This window comes from Kitasatospora sp. NPDC093679 (assembly GCF_040683455.1).
GTDB lineage: Bacteria > Actinomycetota > Actinomycetes > Streptomycetales > Streptomycetaceae > Kitasatospora > Kitasatospora arboriphila.
The window spans coordinates 40748-56238 of the sequence record NZ_JBFBDW010000004.1 but is presented as its reverse complement, the minus strand read 5'-3'; the positions used below and the strand labels follow the sequence as shown (position 1 = coordinate 56238).

Here is a 15491-nt window from a genome sequence, read left to right as displayed (position 1 = left end):
CGCCACGTCCACGGTCGGCACGCCCCACCGGACGTGGGTCACCGCCCCGAGCCCGAACGCCGGGTGTGCCCGTCGTGTCCGCCCCGCGCCGAGGTGATGACGGACCGTCACCTCGGCCCCATAAGTGCGGCTGGGACATCTCCAAATGGAATCTTCTCGCCATGATGCAGAGTGATATTGCACCTACTCTGTGCAATTTCACTATTTGACGGGCCGTCTAACGACAGATCACGAAACATAACGTTTGCATTACGTCGCATACGGATCCGATGGCGTATCGGTCTAGACCAATGCTCCGAGCGTTGGGCAACTCCACTTCTTTGCAATGGAATTGACGGTCCATCCGGATGAATTGTGGAGTCGTTGAAGCCCGTACTTCTTCGCGCGTAGAACACGTGCATCCAAGTCGATCGAACGTTCTGGCAGGATTCCCGGCACTCAACCCCTCCAAGGAATGAGGTCTGGTTTTGTCCGGTCGTAGAAGAGCGGTCAACCGGCGGAAGGGCGGCCGCGTCATGCTGGTCGCCGCCGTCGTGGCCGCAACGGGGGTCTTCGTGGGCAGCGCCGCGATGGGCGGCGTCTTCACCGAGGAGCGGACGACGGCTGCGGCCGGCGTGTCCGCCGACGGGTCCGCGCCGGCCGCCGAACCCGCGCACGACAAGGCCCCGGAACCGGTGGTCTCGATACCGAGCAACGACCCGCCGCGCGGTCTGGTGTACACCGGCCTCAAAGCGGCACCCAAGGGCGACAAGTGCGTCGGCGTCCTGCGGACCGCCGAGGGCAACTGCACCCACGGGCCGGACGCGCCCCCCAAGGGCGTGGACGTCAAGAAGGACACACCGCCGGCGGTGAAGGCCGAGGAGCCCGCCGCCGCACCCGGCAGCGCCGCCCCCGCGGGCCAGGCCGCACAGGCGCCGACGGCCGGCACGGAGGCGGCCGTCGACGCCACGGCCGCCCGGACCGCCGCGGCCGCCCCGGCGCCGAGCGCGACCGCCAAGCCCGCCCGCACCGCGGCCGCCGGCCCGGCCGACCAGACCGTCCAGTGCGACGGCGACGGCAGCACCGGCAACCGCATCCAGGTGGTGTACGCCCACGGACCCGGCAAGGACCGCTACGCGCAGTACGCCGCGTCCTTCCGCAAGTGGGCCGCCGACGCGGACACCATCTACTACGCCAGCGCCCAGGAGACCGGCGGAGTCCGGCACATCCGCTACGTCACCGCCGCGGACTGCACCCCCTCGGTGCTCAACGTCGAGCTGCCCGACTCGGCCCTCGCCGAGTTCAGCGCGATGAACAACGCCCTCGCGCAGAAGGGCTTCAACCGCAAGGACCGCAAGTACATGGTCTTCGCGGACGCCAACGTGTACTGCGGCATCGGCACCTTCAACGGCGACGAGCGCCCCGGCCAGGACAACCTGTCCAACTTCGGCCCCTCGTACGGCCGTACCGACTCCGGCTGCTGGAGCGGCTCCACCGCCGCGCACGAACTCGGCCACAACCTCGGCGCGGTGAACAACAGCGCGCCCAACACCAGCCGTGGTGCGCACTGCACCGACGAGTGGGACGTCATGTGCTACTCCGACTCGCCGTACTACCCGGCGATGCGGACGGTCTGCCCCGAGCGCGGCCACGACGAGCGCCTCGACTGCAACCACGACGACTACTACAACACCAGCCCCAAGGCCGGCAGTTACCTCGCCACCCACTGGAACATCGCGAACAACCAGTTCCTGATGACCGGCGGCGGAAGCACCAACCCCAACCCCAACCCCAACCCGTCGCCGACCTCCTCGCCGACCCCGTCGCCCAAGCCGAGCCCGACCGGGCCGACCGGCACCACCGGCCCCGTGCCGACCGTCGGCAGCCTCGCCTCCGACTCCGCGGTGCTCAACTGGCCCGCCGTCAACGGCGCCGACTGGTACCAGGTCCGGCTGAACGGCGACTTCCTCACCTGGGTGCAGCAGAACTCGGTGCGCATCTACAACCTGCGCCCCGACACCGACTACAGCGTCGCGGTGGCCTTCCGCGACCGCTCCGGCAAGGACTCCGCGCCGGGCCGCACCGTCACCTTCCACACCCCGAAGGCCGGCAGCACCACCACGCCCAGCGCCGCCTACACCCTGGTGAACGGCGCCAGCGGGCTGGCCGCCGAGATCTGGGGCGGCAAGTCGGCCGACGGCACCGTGCTGGTCGCCTCCCAGCCCAACGGGTACACCGGCCAGCGCTGGTACTTCGACGACGCCGGCAGCGGCTACTCCCGGATCCGCTCCGCGGTCTCCGGCAAGTGCCTGCAGCTCGGCGGCGCCGCCGGCGCCGGCCAGTGGGTGTACCAGCAGCCCTGCAACGGCTCCTCGGCCGCCCAGCAGTGGCGGATCGCGACCGCCGGCGGCGGCGTCACCGTCACCGCCCGGGGCAGCTCGCTCGTCCTCGGCATCTCCGGCCGCCCCTACTACGGCGCCTGGCTGATGGAACTCCAGGACCCGAACGGCTCCGGCTACCACACCTGGACGGTCCAGAAGGCGTCCTGACGCCCCGCCGAGCCACCGGGGGCCCGCCGGCCACGCGGGCGGGCCCCCACCGCACCACCCACTGCCCAGGAGCGCACGCCCATGCCCGACCGACGTTCCGCGGCGGCCTCGGCCGTCCTCGCCGGCCTCCTCGTCCTCGGCCCGGCCGCGACCGCCCACGCCCACGGCGACACCATCGCCCTCACCGTCACCGGCAGCACCGGCGGTCACCCGCAGGCCACCGCCCTGTGGGAGAACGACCGCGACCCGGTCGAGGAACGGATCGCGGGCACCTTCTCCGCGACCGCCCCGGACGGCACCGCCCTCGGCCCCTGGCGGCTGGTGGCGGTACCCGGCCGGCCCGGCGTCCTCACCACGGCCGAGGTGCTGCCGCCCGGCCACTGGACCGTCACCGCCGAGACCGCCTTCCCCGGACTCGGCCGCTACCAGGGAACCCTGGACGTGCCGGTGACCGACCCGCCGGGCTCCGCCCCGTCGGCCGGACCGACCGCCGCCACCCAGGGCCCCACCACCGCGACCCCCTCGCCGGGCACCGTCGCCGACCCCGTCCCGGCGGGAACGGCGGCCCCGTCCGGCGGCCCCGCGCCCTCCGGCAGTCCGGCACCGGCCACCGCCGCGCCCGACGACGACCGGGACCGGCCCGCCTGGCTGCTCGCGCTCGCCGGCCTCGGCACCGCCGTGCTGGCCGGGGGCGCCGTCGCGGCCGCCGTCCACATCCTCCGGCGCTCCGCCCGTTCCTGACGGAGCGCCGTCCCCATCCTCCGTGCGCCCGCACCGGGCCCGTCCCGTCAGGCGTGCCCCGACCCGGGCGCATCCGGCCCACGAGTCCGGGCCGCCGGCGACCCGCCGGCCCGGCCCGGACCTTCGGATCAAGGAGCACCATGCACAGACTCCGCGCATCCCGCGGCAAGAAGACCCTGCTGGCCGTGATCGTCGCCGCGCTCTCCGGAGCGCTGCTCCTCGGCATCGGCGTCCTCGCCCAGGCCGCCTCCACCGGCACCGTGATCGGCGGCCAGGGCGGCTACCGGACGGTCAACCAGCGCACCCAGCCCTCGCTGACCTCCCGCATCACCGGCACCTCCGCGGTCGGCGACCACGTCCCCACCGCCTGCCGCACCACCGGCGACCAGGTCGAGGGCAACACCCGCTGGATCTGGTCGGGCACCTACTACATCGCCGACGCCTTCATCCGGGAGAACACCAACGGCCTGCCGGTCTGCGGCTCGACCACGACCACGAACACCGGCACCAAGACCCTCGCCATCGGCATGCAGAAGCAGGTCAGGACGCAGTGGTGCTGGGACGCCTCGGGCGTGACCATCGCCAACTACTGGGGCCGCAGCACCACCCAGGAGGAGTTCTGCCGGCTCGCCGCCCGCGGCACCTGGGTGAACTGCAACAACCAGCCCGCGACGCTGGAGGACATGGCCAACGGCCTGGCCGGCCTCGGGCTCTCCACCAGCGGCCGCAGCCTCTACCGCAGCGCCTCCTTCGCCGAGACCACCGCCGAGATCGCGGGCGGCCGCCCCTTCGCCGTCCGGATCGGCTGGACCTCCGGCGGCGGCCACATGAACGTCATCTACGGCTACGACAGCACCAGCAACATGATCGCGGTCGGCGACCCGTGGCCCTCCACCCAGACCTACACCTGGTGGAACTACAACACCTACGTCAACAACAACTCGTTCCAGTGGACCCACTCCCGCATCGGCATCCACGGCTGAGGAGACGACCGACCGTGACCACCATCCCGCAGCTCCGCCGCGCGGCCGTGCTCGCCGCCACCGCCGGCCTCGCCCTGCTCGCCTCCGCCTCCCCGGCGCAGGCCGCGGACGGCCCCGACCTCGGCTCCGCCCAGCAGGTCCTGCAGTCCGGCCAGGTCCGGGACACCGTCTCCCGCTTCCTGACCGTCACCCGGCAGCAGTCCGCCGCCCAGGCCGCCCCCGCCGCCGACGGCGGCACGGTCGGCACCCCGCGCAGCGCGGCCGCCCCGGCCGGACCGCCCGCCTTCGACCTGAAGAACCCGGTGGCGCTCTACGAGCTCGCCCCCGACTTCGTCTCCGGCAAGGCCCGGCCCACCGCCGACACCGCGCTGCGCCTCTCCTACCTCGCCTCGCGGGTCGCCGCCGCCGACGGCCACCGCGCCGCCGTGCTGCTCGCCCCGCAGGACCGGAAGGGCAGCGGCTGGCAGCTGGCCGGCATCCGGGACGGCGACGCCGAGGTCTCCCTCGCCGAACAGGGCACCGCGCAGGCCCGCACCTTCACCGAGCCGCAGCTGCACGCCTGGTACCGGCTCACCGACAAGGGCCAGGTCGAGGCGCTCAACCAGGAGGCGACCAGCGGCCTCGGCGGCAAGCACAGCGTGACCCTCGCCGCCTACCAGAAGCTGGTCAGCGCCCGCTACGGCGACAAGCTGCCCGGCTCCGCCTACGACCGCAAGGGCCTGGCCGGCGGCTACCCCGGCCTCGACGGCACCGCCGCGGCCGGCACCCCGGACGCGGCCGCCGCGACCGGGGCGGCGTCGGCCGCGTCCGGGGTGCCCGCCGACCGCACCGCGTGGTGGGCCGCCGCGGCCGCCGGGGCGCTCGCCCTCGGCGGCTCCGCGACCGCCCTGCTCCGCCGTCGCCGTTCCGCCGGCGCCGCCTGAGCGGGCCCCGACCCGCCGGCGCCGCGGCCCTCCGATCCTGTCCGGAGACCGCGGCGCCGGCGACCCGCGCACCGGCCCGGTTGCGCTGCGAAGCCCACCCCCCGGCCCGATCCTGGGAGAGCCACGCGGCCGCCCGACCGGGGTGCGGCCGCCGGAACGGGTCCGCCCAGGGAGAGCATCGATGACCATCGCCGGAGACTGGTACAACGAGTTCGGCTCACACATGCGGCTCACCGACGACACGTCGGGCGGCCTCACCGGAACGTACGTGTCGGGCGCGGGCCACGTGGCCGGCCCGTACGAGCTCACCGGCCGCCACGACGCGCCGGCCGGGCCCGGCCGGGGCACCGCGGTCGGCTGGACGGTCGCCTGGCGCAACGAGCAGGGCGACGCCGGCTCGGTCACCAGCTGGAGCGGGCAGTACCTGGCGGGCGACGAGACCATCCTCGCCACCTGGCTGCTCACCCGCTCGGCCGCCGCCGCGGACGTCTGGGAGTCGACCGTGATCGGCCAGGACGTCTTCACCCGGCAGGCCCCCGCCCCCGAGGACGTCGAACGCCACCTCCGCGGCCGCCGCCCCGCCTCCCACCCCAGCTGACCGCGCGCCACCAGGGGCGCCCCGGCTCCGGGGCGCCCCTTCGTACCGGCCGGTAGCCGGTGCGCGTACGATCGTCGGGCCATGGAGAACACAGCCACCTTCACCAGCTACGTCGCCGTCGGGGACTCCTTCACCGAGGGCATGTGCGACGACCTGCTGCCCGACGGCCACTACCGCGGCTGGGCCGACCGCGTCGCCACCGCCCTGGCCGCCGAGCAGGACGGCGGCGGCTTCCGCTACGCCAACCTCGCCGTCCGCGGCAAGCTGATCGGCCAGATCTGCGACGAGCAGGTCGGCCCGGCCGCCGCGATGGGCACCGACCTGGTCACCCTCGCCGGCGGGCTCAACGACGTACTGCGGCCCGGCTGCGACATCGCCCACGTCAGGGAGCGGTTCGGCGTCGCCGCCCGCACCCTGCTCGCCGGCGGCGCCACCGTGGTCATGTTCACCAGCACCGACCCCAGCCGCCGGATGCCCGGCGGCACCCGCCTGCTGCCGGCCGTCCTGGAGCTCAAGGCCTTCGTCGAGGACATCGCCCGCGACTCCGGCGGCAGGGCGGTCGTGGTCGACCTCTTCAGCGCCCCCTGCTTCGACGACCCGCGGATGTGGGCCGAGGACCGCCTCCACCTCTCCGCCGAGGGCCACCGCCGGGTCGCCGTCGCCGTCCTCGAGGCACTCGGCCGCCCCGCCGCCCAGGACTGGCGCATCCCGCTGCCGCCCGCCGCCCCGCAGAGCCGCACCGCGAAGCTCGGCGCCGACCTGCGCTGGCTGCGCAGCCACCTCGGCCCGTGGATCGGCCGCCGCCTCACCGGCCGCTCCTCCGGCGACGGCCGCCCGCCCAAGCGCGCCGAGCTGCTCCCGTACGAGGGCTGAACCCCCGCCTCCGCACGCACGTCCCCGGGTACCGCACCGAGAACAGGAGAACGACCATGGCCGAGCCGCTGATCGCCGCCGTCGCGGGCCGGGTGCCCGCCGTCGACCCCTCGGCGTTCGTCGCCCCCAACGCGGTCGTCGTCGGCGCGGTCACCGTCGCCGCCCGCGCGGGCATCTGGTACGGCGCGGTGCTGCGCGGCGACGCCGAGACGATCGCCGTCGGCGCCGACACCAACATCCAGGACAACTGCACCCTGCACGCCGACCCCGGCTTCCCGCTGGTGCTCGGCGAGCGGATCTCGGTCGGCCACAACGCGGTGCTGCACGGCTGCACGGTCGAGGACGACGTGCTGGTCGGCATGGGCGCCACGGTGCTCAACGGGGCCCGGATCGGCTCGGGCTCGCTGATCGCCGCCGGTGCGGTGGTCACCCAGGGCACCGAGGTGCCGCCCGGCTCCCTGGTCGCCGGCGTCCCGGCCAAGGTCCGCCGCCCGCTCACCGACGAGGAGCGCGCCGGGATCCGCACCAACGCCGAGGGCTACCTGCTGCTCGCCGAGGCCCACCGCGGCGTCGGCGCCCCGGGGGTCCGGCCGCTCTGAGCCGCCCTCCGACGTGCTGAGCGGCCCGCCAGGACGCAAGCTGGTGATCACCCACAACCAGCGGCGGTGCCGGGACGGGCGGAGGCCCGGCGGAGCGGAGGAGCCGTGTTCCAACTGCTGTGGATCCTGCTGATCGGATTCGTCCTCGGCGTCCTGGCCAAGCTGATCCTGCGCGGCCCGCAGGCGATCCCGTGGTGGCTGACCATGCTGCTCGGCGCGGCCGGCGCACTGCTCGGCAACGGCGTCGCCGGCTGGCTCGGCGTCGCGCACACCGGTGGCATCGACTGGACCCGCCACCTGCTGCAGATCGGCTTCGCGGTCGCCCTGGTCGCGGTCGTCGCCCCGATGTGGGAACGCCGGAAGGCCCGCTAGGAGCCCCGGGTGGTCGGTCCAAGGGCGCGGGTGTCCCCGCGCGCCCCTGAATCGACCACCCACGCGCCCCTGGACCGACCGCCCGAGCGCTCTTCGGCCTGCCCGTCCGTTCGGGCCGGGTCAGCCGGTGGTGGTGACGGTGACGGTGGTGAAGCCGAGCGAGCGGAGCAGTCCCTGGAGCATGGCGGTGGTGTTGGTCTCGGCGGTGGCGGTCAGCGCGGTGTCGCGGGCGGCGGTCTGGATCTTCTCGGTCGCCAGGACCTCCAGCCGCTGCTGGTCGCCCGGGTTCCCGGAGAAGAAGTCGCCGATCCGGTCGAACAGCCCGCGCTGCTGCGAGAACACGTAGGAACGGCGGACGTCCAGGGCGGCGTCGGCCAGCTTCGCGTGCGGCAGGGCGATGGCGGCCGTCCGGCGGTCCGCGGAGACGGTCACCGCGCCCTGCGGCAGCGCCCCGAGATCGACGTAGGCGCCGACGCTGCCGGTGGCGACGTACAGGGTGCGCTTGCCGAGCAGCTGCGAGGGCAGGAACTTGGCGTCCTGGTCGAGGTCGACGATGACCTGGAAGTTGCCGGTGGCCGCGGTGTAGCGGCTCATGTTCTGGATGGACTTGAGGACGGCGGGCCCGCTGCGGTCGACCTCCCGTTCGGCGAACGGGTTCGGCAGGCCGGGCAGCAGGTCGAGCCTGGCCGCCGCCAGCAGCAGGACGAGGACGGCGGCCAGCGCGACCGGCAGCCCGAAGTACCAGGGCAGCCGGCCGCGTCCGCCGCCGCCCCGGGCGGGCCGCCCGCCCGGGGGTCTGCCGTCTGCCTCGGACTCGTCGTCGTGCTCGGGCGTGCGCTCTGGTGCGGACCGGCGGGCCATCGCGGAACCTCCCTGGGGCGTCGGCGGCGGGCTCGGGTGTCCGGCCCGGCCCGCGGATCCTTCCCCCGATCCGGAGTTCGATTCAGACGGCCCAGGGCGGGTTGACGACCGAGCCGTCGGGGAGGGTCGCCCGCAGTCCGGCCGTGGTGGTGACCCAGGCGGCGGCGGGCCCCGGCCCGGGGTTGTCCACCTTCAACCGGCTGCCGGCCGGGACGACGACGGTGTCGCCCGGCGCGAGGACGGTGGCCCGGCCGTCGAGGGTCACGGTCGGCGCGCCGTCGAGCAGGTGCAGCACCTCCTCGCTGCTGACGGTGTGCTCCACGCCGGTGGTGCCGCCGGGGACGTCGAGCCGCCAGCTGCGGAGCAGGTCTGCGCCGGTGGTGGCGGAGGCGTACGAGGTGAAACGGGCACCGTGCAGGTCGAACACGGTGGCGTGGTCGGGACGGACGACTGGCACAGCTGTCTCCTTGGTGCGCGGAAGGTCAGTTCGCTTGACTATATGGTCAAGCGGCTTGACGATTTCGTCAAGTGGCTGGACTTCTTTGGGAGGCCGACATGCCCTCGGTACCGACGAACCGTCAAGCACCTAGACTGACCGCCATGGACGAGCCCGCCGCCCGCGCCCTGCCGCCCCTGGTCCTCGGCCTGGCCGCCGACCTGGTCCGCAGCATCGACGACGGCGTCCGGGCCCGCGGCTTCGACGACCTGCGGCCCGCGCACGGCTTCGCCTTCGTCCGGCTCGCCCCCGACGGCGCCACCGTCGGCGAACTCGCCGAGCACCTCGGCGTGACCAAGCAGGCGGCCAGCCAGATGGTCGAGGAACTCGTCCGCAAGGGCTACGTCGAGCGGCACCCGCACCCCGCCGACGCCCGTGCCCGGCTGGTCGTCCTCACCGAGCGCGGCCGGGCCTGCACCCGCGCCGCCGACGAGGCCGCCGCCGACGCCGTCCGCCCCTGGCGGGAGACGCTCGGCGAGCAGCGCCTGCACCGGCTCACCGCCGACCTCGCCGCCCTCGGCCCCAGCGGCCGCATCCGGCCGGTGTGGTGACGACGGCCGTCCGTGACGGTGCGCTCCCGGCCGTCAGGCCACGCGGATGGGGCCCCGGCTGACGCGGGGGGCCTCCTGGAGGGCGGCCACCGGGGAGACCGAGACGCGCCACAGCCGGGCCGCCGACCAGAGCGAGGCGACCAGCAGCAGTCCGTTCCGGGCGACGATCACCAGGGTCGGCTGCCAGCCGCCCTTGATCATCGCGTCGAAGAAGAGCGGGTAGTCGACGGTGGTGACCCCGACGGCGAGCAGGATGACCACCGCCACCGGCCGCTGCGAGGACCCCCGCACCGTCAGGCAGACCGCGGCCAGCCCGATCAGCCAGATCAGGTACTGCGGGCTGATCACCCGGCTGGTCACGGTGAACAGCAGCACCGCGGTCAGCGCCGCGTCGTACGGCAGCGCCGGGTTCCACCGCCTGGCCCGGAAGCGCCACAGCAGCAGCCAGCCGAAGGCCAGCGCCGTGAGCACCAGGGACACCCGGGCCACCAGGTCGACGTGCGGGCCAAGGAACTCCAGCGAGCCGTAGTGCATCTCCACCTCGCCCGGCCAGCCCAGCTCCCGGGCCACGTGCAGCACGCTGCCGCCGAGCGACTCGATCTCCACGCCCCGGCCGCGCTGCGCGGTCAGGAAGTCCATCGCGCCGTCGAACAGGGTGGCCATCACCAGCAGCAGCGCCGCCGCCGACAGGCACATCCCCATCCACGCCTGCCGGGTCCCCTTGCCGCGCGGCGCGCCCAGCACCACCAGGGCCGGCCACACCTTGACCATCGCGCCGATCCCGGCGAGCGCCCCGCCCGCCCGCGGCCGGCTCGGCATCAGCAACAGGGCGGCCATCGCCAGTGCCGTCACCGGCAGGTCGTAGCGGCCGTACGGCAGGCCGAGCAGCAGCGGCAGGGAGAGCGCCCACATCCAGGCCCCCGCCGTCGACCGCCCCCGGTGCACCCCGCCGTTGCGGCGCAGCGAGACCCGGACCAGCGCGGCCTGGGTGACCGCGTCGGTGAGCAGCATCAGCAGCGCGAAGGCCTGCAGGTAGGTGAGGAAGGGCAGCAGTCCGGGGGCCAGCATGGCGAGCGCCGCGCCGGGCGGGTACTGCCAGGTCACGTCGCCGACCGGGAAGTGGCCCTCGCTGAGGACCAGGAACCAGTGGTGGTAGGTCCGGTGCACCTCGATCGCCTGCTCGGCCTTGCCGGAGCGGAGCATGCCGATCATGACGAGGCGGGAGGCGATCCAGTACCCGGCCAGGGCGAGCGCCTCGCGGGGCCAGGTCGCGGGCCGCGTCCAGCGGAACGGCCCGCCCAGGGGCATTCCCCACTGGGTGACCGGGGTCGGGGCCTGAGCCACCATCGCCTCCACGGAGAAAGCTTCGCGTGCCTGTGATCTATCTCATACCAGACAAATCGAGTCGGGTAATCACGGTGAAACCGTGTGTCACCGACCGTCAGCACAACGCGCCACGCCGCCCCCAGGACACGGCCCGACCCGATCCGGCAGGCCGTACCTGCCAGAATGCAGGGCGTACCAGGAGGAACCCCGGGAGAAGGTGGCAGGCCCCGTGACCATGCCGGTCGAACGCAAGATCGCCGAAGAGCTGGGCGTCCGCGAAGGGCAGGTGAAGGCGGCCGTCGACCTGCTCGACGGCGGCGCGACCGTTCCCTTCGTCGCCCGCTACCGCAAGGAGGCCACCGGCGCGCTCGACGACGCCCAGCTGCGCACCCTCGAGGAGCGGCTGCGCTACCTGCGCGAACTGGAGGAACGGCGCACCGCCGTCCTGGAGTCCGTCGAGGCCCAGGGCAAGCTGGACGACGCGCTGCGCGCCCAGATCCTCGCCGCCGACTCCAAGGCCCGCCTGGAGGACATCTACCTGCCCTTCAAGCCCAAGCGGCGCACCAAGGCCCAGATCGCCCGCGAGGCCGGCCTGGAGCCGCTCGCCGACACCCTGCTCGCCGACCCCTCGCAGGACCCGGCCGCGCTCGCCGCCGGGTACCTGGGCGAGGCCGTCGCCGACACCGCGGCCGCCCTGGACGGCGCCCGCGCGATCCTGGTCGAGCGCTTCGGCGAGGACGCCGACCTGGTCGGCTCGCTCCGCGAGCGGATGTGGAGCAGGGGCCGCCTGGTCGCCGCCGTCCGCGAGGGCAAGGAGCAGGACGGCGCCAAGTTCGCCGACTACTTCGACTTCGCCGAGCCGTTCACCAAGCTGCCCTCGCACCGCATCCTCGCCATGCTGCGCGGCGAGAAGGAGGAGGTCCTCGACCTCGACCTCTCCCCGTACGACGGCGAGGACGGCGACCTGCCCGGCGAGAACGACTACGAGCAGCGGATCGCCGCCCGCTTCGCCATCGCCGACCGCGGCCGCCCCGCCGACAAGTGGCTCACCGACACCGTCCGCTGGGCCTGGCGCACCCGCATCCTCGTCCGGCTCGGCATCGACCTGCGCACCCGGCTGCGCCAGGAGGCCGAGGACGAGGCCGTCCGGGTCTTCGCCGCCAACCTGCGCGACCTGCTGCTCGCCGCCCCCGCCGGCACCCGCGCCACCATGGGCCTCGACCCGGGCTTCCGCACCGGCGTCAAGGTTGCCGTCGTCGACGCCACCGGTAAGGTCGTCGCCCACGACACGATCCACCCGCACCAGCCCGCCAACAAGTGGGACGCCGCGCTCGCCACCCTCGCCGCCCTCGCGAGGAAGCACGCCGTCGACCTGGTCGCGATCGGCAACGGCACCGCCTCGCGGGAGACCGACAAGCTCGCCGAGGACCTGATCAAGCGCCACCCCGACCTCGGCCTCACCAAGGTCATGGTCTCCGAGGCCGGCGCCTCCGTGTACTCCGCCTCGGCCTTCGCCTCGCAGGAACTGCCGGGCCTGGACGTCTCCATCCGCGGCGCCGTCTCCATCGCCCGCCGGCTCCAGGACCCGCTCGCCGAGCTCGTCAAGATCGACCCCAAGTCGATCGGCGTCGGCCAGTACCAGCACGACCTCAGCGAGGTGAAGCTCTCCCGCTCGCTGGACGCCGTCGTCGAGGACTGCGTCAACGCCGTCGGCGTCGACGTCAACACCGCCTCCGCGCCGCTGCTCACCCGGGTCTCCGGCGTCACCGGCACCCTCGCCGACAACATCGTCGCCCACCGCGACGCCAACGGCCCCTTCCGCACCCGGCGCGCCCTCAAGGACGTCGCCCGGCTCGGCCCCAAGGCCTTCGAGCAGTGCGCCGGCTTCCTGCGGATCCCCGGCGGCGACGACCCGCTGGACGCCTCCGCCGTGCACCCCGAGGCCTACCCCGTCGTCCGCCGCATCCTCGCCGCCACCGGCGGCGACCTGCCCGCACTGATCGGCAACGGCTCGGTGCTGCGCTCGCTGCGCCCGGCGGACTTCGCCGACGACACCTTCGGCGTCCCGACCGTCACCGACATCCTCGGCGAGCTCGACAAGCCCGGCCGCGACCCCCGCCCCGCCTTCAAGACCGCCACCTTCAAGGAGGGCGTCGACAAGATCGGGGATCTCGAGGTCGGCATGGTGCTGGAGGGCGTCGTCACCAACGTCGCCGCCTTCGGCGCCTTCGTGGACGTCGGCGTCCACCAGGACGGCCTGGTGCACGTCTCCGCGCTGTCCAAGACCTTCGTCAAGGACCCGCGGGACGTCGTCAAGCCCGGCGACATCGTCCGCGTCAAGGTCACCTCGGTCGACGTGCCGCGCAAGCGCATCGGCCTGACGCTGCGCCTCGACGACGACACCGCACCCCGCTCCGGCGGCGGCGACCGGGCGGAGCGCGGTGACCGCGGCGACCGGCGCGGCGGCGGCGACCGCGGGGGCTCCCGCCCGCCCCGCCAGGACCGCCGCGGCGGCCGCGAGCAGGCGCCGGTGGTCAACTCCGCGATGGCCGACGCCCTCCGACGGGCGGGCCTGACCCGCTAGGGCTTGTCTGACGATTCCCGCCGCGCGTGCGACGCCGGGCATCCCGACCGGACGCACCGCCGTATCGCCCGAGTACGTCCAGTACGAGGCCGATACGGCGGCACGCCCGGTCGGGCGCCCGACGCCGCGCGCCGATGCGACGCGAATCGTCAGACAAGCCCCAGGGGCGCCTTCGAAGGGCGCTCGGGTGGACCACCACCGGGCGCCCTTAGAAGACGGGCCACAGGTGTCCGGGGCACATGCGGGCACCCCTGTCGGGGCGCGTGCGGCCGCCCGCTATCCTCCCCAGGTCATCCATGATCGCCGGGGAGGAAACCCATGGGCCGCCGCCGCGCCCTGCTCACCGCTCTTGCCGTCGCAGCCGCCGTCACCACGGGCTGCGCATCGAAGGCCGAACCGTCCGCCGCGCCCGTCGCGGTGGCTCCGGCCGCCGCCACGCCGGGCTCCGCCGCCCCCGCCACCCCGGCCCCCGCAGCCCTGGCCGACGCCGAGATCCCCGACGGCTACGACGGGACCCGCGACGCCGCCGCCGACATCAAGGCCGCGCTCGCCCTCTCCGCCACCGACCACCGCCAGGTGCTGCTCGACTTCGGAGCGGACTGGTGCCCGGACTGCCACGTCCTCGACAAGCTGTTCCGCGCCGGCCAGGTCGCACCGCTGCTCCACAGCGACTACCGGGTGGTCGCCGTCGACGTCGGCCAGTTCGACCACAACCTCGACCTCGCCGCCCGCTACGTCGACCTGCAGCGGAGCGGCATCCCCGCCCTGGTCGTGCTCGCCCCCGACGGCACCGTCCGCACCGCCACCAACGACGGCTCCTTCTCCAACGCCCGCTCGATGGACGCCGCCGGGGTCGCCGCCTTCCTCAAGCGCTGGTCCGCGAAGTGACGCTCCGCGCCCGGTCCGCCGCCGTCCTCGGCGCGGCGCTGCTGCTGCCGCTCGGCTGCGCCGGGCCGGACCGGACGGAGGCCGCGCCGTCGGGCCGCTACACCGGCGGCGGCGTCACGGTCGAACTCCGGCTGGACGCCGCAGGCGCGTCGCCCCGGCTCCTGCGGGCCACCTTCACCCCGCAAGAACCGGGCTTCCACCTCTACAGCGTCGACCTGCCCGACGGGGGAGTCTCCGGACTCGGCATCCCCACCAGGCTCGGGCTCAACGGCTCGCTCGCCGCGGCCGGCGCGCCGACGGCCGACCGGCCGCTGCTGACCGTCAGCCCGTCCGGCCTCGGCGTCGCCCTGCCGGTCTACCCGGACGGGCCGGTGACCCTCACCGTGCCCGTCCGCGGCACCGGCACGGGCCCGGCCGGAGCCGTGATCAGCTACGGCGCCTGCAGTGCGCAGCGCTGCCTCGTTCCCGTCGTGCGGCAGGTCGTCCCGCTCGACCCGTCCTGAGGCCGGGGGCGGCCCGGAGCGCCCGGGCGCTCCGGGCCGGCGTGCGGCCAGGAGCGCGAGTGCGGCCCCGGACAGGTGCCGTCAGCCGCGGGTCGCGCGGGACTCCACCGCGAGGGCCACCAGTTCGCCCCACCAGGCATCCCGGCCGCGCACCAGCAGGTGCTGGGCCTCCTCGGCGGACATCGCCCGTACCTCGACGACCTGTTCGCCGTCGTCGGGGTTGGTCGGCGGGGAGTCCACCACCACCTCGGCCCAGCCCCACAGCCAGGCCTTCTCGGGATGGGGCTGCCACGGCCGGTACGGCTCCGGGGCGTCGGTGACGGCGTGGTGGTGGCCGATCCAGACCGGCGGGGAGAGCAGCCGCGCCCCCGCCTCCTCGCGCAACTCCCGCTCCAGGCAGGATTCCACCGTCTCGGCCGCCTCACGGGTGCCGCCCGGCAGGAACCAGTGCCCGCGGGCGTCCCTGCAGAGCACCACCCCGCCTTCGGTGAAGCCCACCAGATGGATGTTGGTGATCAGTTCGTCCGGCGGGAGCTCCGTCGAGAACTGCGCGTCGATACCGCCCCACGCCCACCGCTGCGGGGCGTGCAGGTGCGGGAACCGGGCCGCCAGGGCCGCGAGTTCCCCTGCTCTGTCCGTGGTGTCCGTCATTGATCGATCCTAGT

At 74.2% G+C, this 15491-nt stretch carries 16 protein-coding genes; 12 read left to right on the top strand and 4 right to left on the bottom strand.

Annotated features, from left to right (window positions below):
• The first annotated feature begins 515 nt into the window (after positions 1 to 515).
• The 8 genes from AB0O09_RS05155 (at position 516) to AB0O09_RS05120 (ending at position 7617) form a co-directional block, all read left to right on the top strand.
• Positions 516 to 2528, top strand: coding sequence for an RICIN domain-containing protein (locus AB0O09_RS05155; RefSeq protein WP_363540264.1), 2013 nt, complete (start codon positions 516 to 518; stop codon positions 2526 to 2528).
• Positions 2529 to 2609: 81 nt separating this feature from the next.
• Positions 2610 to 3269 carry a hypothetical protein gene (locus AB0O09_RS05150; protein ID WP_363540263.1) on the top strand — a complete coding sequence of 220 codons (660 nt, stop codon included), beginning with the start codon at positions 2610 to 2612 and terminating at the stop codon, positions 3267 to 3269.
• A gap of 140 nt (positions 3270 to 3409) precedes the next feature.
• Entirely contained in the window at positions 3410 to 4252 is an 843-nt protein-coding gene (locus tag AB0O09_RS05145) for a papain-like cysteine protease family protein (protein WP_363540262.1), read from the top strand.
• 14 nt (positions 4253 to 4266) lie between these two features.
• A complete protein-coding gene (locus tag AB0O09_RS05140) occupies positions 4267 to 5175 on the top strand; it encodes a hypothetical protein (protein ID WP_363540261.1) in 909 nt (302 codons plus the stop codon).
• A gap of 181 nt (positions 5176 to 5356) precedes the next feature.
• Positions 5357 to 5773, top strand: coding sequence for an avidin/streptavidin family protein (locus AB0O09_RS05135; RefSeq protein ID WP_363540260.1), 417 nt, complete (start codon positions 5357 to 5359; stop codon positions 5771 to 5773).
• Positions 5774 to 5854: 81 nt separating this feature from the next.
• A complete protein-coding gene (locus AB0O09_RS05130; protein WP_363540259.1) occupies positions 5855 to 6646 on the top strand; it encodes an SGNH/GDSL hydrolase family protein in 792 nt (263 codons plus the stop codon).
• Between the two features lie 56 nt (positions 6647 to 6702).
• A complete protein-coding gene (locus AB0O09_RS05125) occupies positions 6703 to 7245 on the top strand; it encodes a gamma carbonic anhydrase family protein (protein WP_344626065.1) in 543 nt (180 codons plus the stop codon).
• A 105-nt stretch (positions 7246 to 7350) separates the two neighbouring features.
• Positions 7351 to 7617, top strand: a complete 267-nt coding sequence (locus AB0O09_RS05120; RefSeq protein ID WP_363540258.1) for a GlsB/YeaQ/YmgE family stress response membrane protein — start codon at positions 7351 to 7353, stop codon at positions 7615 to 7617.
• 120 nt (positions 7618 to 7737) lie between these two features.
• Here AB0O09_RS05120 and AB0O09_RS05115 read toward each other — a convergent pair whose 3' ends face one another.
• Both AB0O09_RS05115 and AB0O09_RS05110 read right to left on the bottom strand, forming a co-directional pair.
• Entirely contained in the window at positions 7738 to 8478 is a 741-nt protein-coding gene (locus AB0O09_RS05115) for a DUF4230 domain-containing protein (protein ID WP_363540257.1), read from the bottom strand.
• An 82-nt stretch (positions 8479 to 8560) separates the two neighbouring features.
• Complete coding sequence (locus AB0O09_RS05110) at positions 8561 to 8935, bottom strand: cupin domain-containing protein (RefSeq protein WP_363540256.1); 375 nt, start codon at positions 8933 to 8935, stop codon at positions 8561 to 8563.
• Between the two features lie 143 nt (positions 8936 to 9078).
• Here AB0O09_RS05110 and AB0O09_RS05105 point away from each other — a divergent pair, with 143 nt between their 5' ends.
• Positions 9079 to 9525, top strand: coding sequence for a MarR family transcriptional regulator (locus AB0O09_RS05105; RefSeq protein WP_363540255.1), 447 nt, complete (start codon positions 9079 to 9081; stop codon positions 9523 to 9525).
• A 33-nt stretch (positions 9526 to 9558) separates the two neighbouring features.
• Here the strand turns inward: AB0O09_RS05105 and AB0O09_RS05100 are convergent, their stop codons facing one another.
• Positions 9559 to 10872: a glycosyltransferase 87 family protein gene (locus tag AB0O09_RS05100; protein WP_363540254.1), complete on the bottom strand. Its 1314-nt coding sequence runs from the start codon at positions 10870 to 10872 to the stop codon at positions 9559 to 9561.
• 214 nt (positions 10873 to 11086) lie between these two features.
• Between AB0O09_RS05100 and AB0O09_RS05095 the strand changes: the two genes are divergently transcribed.
• The 3 genes from AB0O09_RS05095 to AB0O09_RS05085 all read left to right on the top strand — a co-directional run bounded on the left by AB0O09_RS05095 (position 11087) and on the right by AB0O09_RS05085 (position 14826).
• Positions 11087 to 13435: a Tex family protein gene (locus tag AB0O09_RS05095; RefSeq protein WP_363540408.1), complete on the top strand. Its 2349-nt coding sequence runs from the start codon at positions 11087 to 11089 to the stop codon at positions 13433 to 13435.
• Positions 13436 to 13753: 318 nt separating this feature from the next.
• Positions 13754 to 14323 carry a thioredoxin family protein gene (locus AB0O09_RS05090; protein ID WP_363540253.1) on the top strand — a complete coding sequence of 190 codons (570 nt, stop codon included), beginning with the start codon at positions 13754 to 13756 and terminating at the stop codon, positions 14321 to 14323.
• Positions 14320 to 14826 (top strand): hypothetical protein, encoded by a 507-nt coding sequence (locus tag AB0O09_RS05085; protein ID WP_363540252.1) that lies wholly within the window; start codon positions 14320 to 14322, stop codon positions 14824 to 14826. Before AB0O09_RS05090 ends, AB0O09_RS05085 begins: the two co-directional genes overlap by 4 nt.
• 81 nt (positions 14827 to 14907) lie before the next feature.
• On the opposite strand, the gene AB0O09_RS05080 is transcribed toward AB0O09_RS05085, so the two are convergent.
• Positions 14908 to 15477: an NUDIX domain-containing protein gene (locus tag AB0O09_RS05080; RefSeq protein ID WP_363540251.1), complete on the bottom strand. Its 570-nt coding sequence runs from the start codon at positions 15475 to 15477 to the stop codon at positions 14908 to 14910.
• Between the last annotated feature and the right edge of the window lie 14 nt (positions 15478 to 15491).

What these genes read in the sequence shown, in the direction of transcription:
- AB0O09_RS05095 (WP_363540408.1), top strand. Translation starts at nt 11,087, where the DNA reads ATGCCGGTCGAACGCAAGATCGCCGAAGAGCTGGGCGTCCGCGAAGGG.
- AB0O09_RS05090 (WP_363540253.1), top strand. Translation starts at nt 13,754, where the DNA reads ATGGGCCGCCGCCGCGCCCTGCTCACCGCTCTTGCCGTCGCAGCCGCC.
- AB0O09_RS05155 (WP_363540264.1), top strand. Translation starts at nt 516, where the DNA reads ATGCTGGTCGCCGCCGTCGTGGCCGCAACGGGGGTCTTCGTGGGCAGC.
- AB0O09_RS05145 (WP_363540262.1), top strand. Translation starts at nt 3,410, where the DNA reads ATGCACAGACTCCGCGCATCCCGCGGCAAGAAGACCCTGCTGGCCGTG.
- AB0O09_RS05125 (WP_344626065.1), top strand. Translation starts at nt 6,703, where the DNA reads ATGGCCGAGCCGCTGATCGCCGCCGTCGCGGGCCGGGTGCCCGCCGTC.
- AB0O09_RS05130 (WP_363540259.1), top strand. Translation starts at nt 5,855, where the DNA reads ATGGAGAACACAGCCACCTTCACCAGCTACGTCGCCGTCGGGGACTCC.
- AB0O09_RS05105 (WP_363540255.1), top strand. Translation starts at nt 9,079, where the DNA reads ATGGACGAGCCCGCCGCCCGCGCCCTGCCGCCCCTGGTCCTCGGCCTG.
- AB0O09_RS05115 (WP_363540257.1), bottom strand. Translation starts at nt 8,478, where the DNA reads ATGGCCCGCCGGTCCGCACCAGAGCGCACGCCCGAGCACGACGACGAG.
- AB0O09_RS05150 (WP_363540263.1), top strand. Translation starts at nt 2,610, where the DNA reads ATGCCCGACCGACGTTCCGCGGCGGCCTCGGCCGTCCTCGCCGGCCTC.
- AB0O09_RS05100 (WP_363540254.1), bottom strand. Translation starts at nt 10,872, where the DNA reads ATGGTGGCTCAGGCCCCGACCCCGGTCACCCAGTGGGGAATGCCCCTG.
- AB0O09_RS05135 (WP_363540260.1), top strand. Translation starts at nt 5,357, where the DNA reads ATGACCATCGCCGGAGACTGGTACAACGAGTTCGGCTCACACATGCGG.
- AB0O09_RS05080 (WP_363540251.1), bottom strand. Translation starts at nt 15,477, where the DNA reads ATGACGGACACCACGGACAGAGCAGGGGAACTCGCGGCCCTGGCGGCC.